The sequence below is a fragment of the Blautia sp. ZXY-1-C6 genome (assembly GCF_056339875.1).
In genome coordinates, this window is record NZ_JBWJVQ010000085.1 from 1 (window position 1) to 3,964 (window position 3,964).

Annotated in this window: 2 protein-coding genes and 1 pseudogene; all 3 read left to right on the forward strand. The window is 43.4% G+C overall.

Annotation, left to right across the window (positions count from 1 at the left end):
- The first annotated feature begins 103 nt into the window (after positions 1-103).
- Positions 104-2,360, forward strand: a pseudogene (pflB, locus tag AC075J_RS03290) (formate C-acetyltransferase).
- An 18-nt stretch (positions 2,361-2,378) separates the two neighbouring features.
- Positions 2,379-3,119, forward strand: a complete 741-nt coding sequence (gene pflA, locus AC075J_RS03295; RefSeq protein ID WP_022381418.1) for a pyruvate formate-lyase-activating protein — start codon at positions 2,379-2,381, stop codon at positions 3,117-3,119.
- A gap of 463 nt (positions 3,120-3,582) precedes the next feature.
- On the forward strand, positions 3,583-3,964 hold a 382-nt coding region (locus AC075J_RS03300), incomplete at its 3' end, for a class I SAM-dependent methyltransferase (protein ID WP_476389986.1).

Consider the following 3,964-nt stretch of genomic DNA (forward strand, 5'->3'; position numbering starts at 1 on the left):
CGTGGACAGAAAAGTGTCCTAAATAAGTACAATTTACATTTTATTATCTCACTCCAGGCCAGTGAGAAATGCGCGGAAATATTTTAGAGAAAGAGGTAAAAGAATGAAAAATTTCGAACAGTGGAATGGCTTTAAGGGCAACCGTTGGAAAGAAAAAATCGATGTACGTAACTTTATTGGAATGAACTATACACCATATGACGGTGATGCTTCTTTCCTGGAAGGACCTACAGAAGCTACAAACAAACTGTGGGGCAAGCTCCAGGCACTTCAGAAAGAAGAACGTGCTAAAGGCGGAGTTCTTGATATGGAGACAGAGGTAGTTACATCTCTGACAGCATATGGTCCCGGATATATTGATGAAGAAACAAAAGACCTTGAAAAAGTTGTTGGTCTTCAGACAGATAAACCTCTGAAACGTGCTTTCATGCCATACGGCGGTATCAAAATGGCAGAGCAGGCTTGTGAAACTTACGGATATAAAGTAAGTGACAAGATTAAAGATGTTTTCCACAACTATGAATTTAAAACTCACAACCAGGGTGTATTTGATATCTACACACCTGAGATGAAAGTAGCACGTCACAACAAGATCCTTACAGGTCTTCCGGATACTTACGGACGTGGACGTATCGTTGGCGACTACAGACGTGTGGCTCTGTACGGAATCGACGCTCTGATCGAAGGAAAACAGAAAGACTTCGCAGCATGCGACCGTCAGGGTATGAGACGTTATGACTTCCAGCTTCGTGAAGAGATCGCTGATCAGATCCGTGCTCTGAAAGGCATGAAAGTTATGGCTGAATCTTATGGATATGATATCTCCAAACCGGCCAAAGATGCAAGAGAAGCTTTCCAGTGGCTGTACTTCGGATATCTTGCAGCCATCAAAACTCAGAACGGTGCTGCAATGAGTGTCGGACGTATTTCCACATTCCTTGATATTTATATTGAAAGAGATCTTCAGAACGGAACTCTTACAGAGAAAGAAGCTCAGGAGCTTGTTGACCACATGGTAATGAAATTCCGTATGGTTAAATTTGCACGTATCCCTTCTTACAACCAGTTATTCTCCGGTGACCCGGTATGGGCAACTCTGGAAGTAGCAGGTATGGGACAGGACGGACGTTCCATGGTAACAAAGAACGACTATCGTTTCCTGCACACACTGGAAGATATGGGACCGGCTCCGGAACCAAACCTTACAGTACTTTATTCTTCAAGACTTGCCTGAGAACTTCAAGAAATATGCTGCAAATATTTCTGTTACAACAAGTTCTGTTCAGTATGAGAATGATGATGTTATGCGTCCGGTATGGGGCGATGACTACAGCATCTGCTGCTGTGTATCTGCTACAGAGACAGGTAAAGAGATGCAGTTCTTCGGCGCTCGTGCAAACCTTGCAAAATGCCTTCTTTATGCGATCAACGGCGGTGTTGATGAGAAGACAAAACAGCAGGTAGGACCAAACTATCAGCCGATCACTTCTGAATATCTTGACTATGATGAAGTAATTGCAAAATATGATAAAATGATGGACTGGCTGGCTCATCTGTATGTCGGAACACTGAACATGATCCACTACATGCATGACAAATACTACTACGAAGCAGCAGAGATGGCTCTGATCGATACAAAGGTTGAGCGTTCTTTCGCAACAGGTATCGCAGGATTCTCTCATGTAGTAGACTCCCTGTCCGCTATCAAATATGCAAAAGTTAAAGCTATCCGCGATGAAGACGGTATTACAACAGATTTCCAGGTTGAGGGTGACTTCCCACGTTATGGTAATGATGATGACAGAGCAGACGAGATTGCAACAACTCTTCTGTCTACATTCCTTGAGAAACTGAAACACATCCATACTTACCGTGATTCCAAGCCAACCACATCTATCCTTACTATTACTTCCAACGTTGTTTATGGTAAGGCTACTGGATCTCTTCCGGATGGAAGAAAAGCAGGGGAACCTCTTGCACCTGGCGCAAACCCATCTTACGGTGCAGAGCAGAACGGTCTTCTTGCTTCCCTGAACTCTGTTGCCAAGCTTGACTATGAAGATGCTCTTGACGGTATCTCCAATACTCAGACAATCAATCCTGATGCTCTGGGACACAGTGATGACGAGCGTTCAGAGAATCTGGTACATGTACTTGACGGATACTTTGATCAGGGTGCTCATCACCTCAATGTAAACGTATTTGGTAAAGAGAAACTGATCGACGCTATGGAACATCCGGAAAAAGAAGAGTATGCAAACTTCACAATCCGTGTATCCGGATATGCTGTTAAGTTCATCGACCTTACAAGAGAGCAGCAGTTAGACGTTATTGCCAGAACCTGCCACGACAGAATGTAATTAATGGATGATGATATAATGGATAATAAACAGATAAAAGGCTATGTTCATTCTTTAGAAAGCTTCGGGTCCGTTGACGGACCCGGAGTAAGATATGTGATTTTTTTAAGCGGCTGTGCTATGAGATGTCAGTTCTGTCATAATCCGGATACCTGGAAGATGAAGCAGGGAGAGCTTTATACGGCAGATGAGCTTCTTAAGAAAGCTTTACGTTATAAGGGCTACTGGGGCAGCAAAGGCGGTATCACTGTAAGCGGTGGTGAGCCATTGCTTCAGATGGATTTTCTTACAGAATTTTTTAAGAAGGCAAAGGCAGAGGGTGTGCATACGAATCTTGATACCAGTGGAAATCCCTTCACTGATCAGGAACCATGGCATTCCGGATGGCTGGAGCTTATGAAGTATACAGATCTTGTAATGCTTGATATCAAGCAGATTGACGAGCAGGAGCATATTAAGCTTACCGGTCATTCCAATAAGAATATTCTTGCGATGGCGCGGGAACTTTCTGATATGAAAAAACCTGTATGGATCCGTCATGTGCTTGTGCCGGACGGAAGTGATAAGGATGAATATCTGCACCGGTTAGCTGATTTTATCCATACTCTTTCCAATGTGGAGAGAGTGGAGGTGCTCCCTTATCATACGCTTGGTAAGTTTAAATGGGAGAATCTGGGGCTTTCTTATCCACTGGAGGGGGTTAATCCTCCGACGCAGGAAAGGATTGATAATGCCCGGAAGATTCTTGGAGCTATCTGAGTAAAAATATATAGCTGTCATATCCTCTTTTTGGGGTATGGCAGCTTTATTTGTTTAAAAAAGGGACGCGAAGCAGGCGTATAGTTGTACCGGATACGGTTTCGGCATCTAAGAGATTCTAAGCCCTCGAAAATCCGCTAAAAGCATGAGACGAAAAGTCCGGAATTACTCGCTGTCGCTCAGACAAGGGACTTTTCGTCTCATAACGCAGATTTCCGAGGACTAAGAATCTCTAAGATGCCTGCAAATGCATCCGGTACAACTATACGCCTGCTTCGCTGGTTTTGGTTAATATATAAATACAAGGCGAAGTGTGAAAAAGTTTTAAGAAGGACTTTGTTTATGCAAAAATGAATTGAGATGTGAAATATATCCCCCGGGAGGGCTTGTTGGAAAGGGGAGGGATTTGATATAATTTTGGCTATATATGATTATAAATTGCGTGCATGGAGGTTGGCATAAGGTGAAGGATTTATTATCGGAGATTGAGAGTTACTGGACTACCCGGGCTGAGGGGTATTCTGAAGTTAATCATAAGGAATTGAATGGGATGCAGAAGGGGGCATGGCTTGAGGTGTTGAAAGGGCAGTTCCCGGAGAAAGCGAAGGATGAGATTAAGATTTTGGATATCGGAACAGGACCTGGATTTTTTCCTGTTATTCTGGCTGAGGCGGGATATAAGGTGACTGCTGTTGATTATACGCAGGAGATGTTGGATACCGCGAAGAGGAATGCCGGTAATCTTTGTGAGCGGATTTCTTTTTATAAGATGGATGCTCAGAATCTGGAATTTGAGGATGATGTGTTTGATGTTGTGATCAGCAGGAATCTGACATGGAATCTGA

Excerpts from the sequence above, each read along its gene's own strand:
- pflA (WP_022381418.1), top strand. The coding sequence starts at position 2,379 with ATGGATAATAAACAGATAAAAGGCTATGTTCATTCTTTAGAAAGCTTC.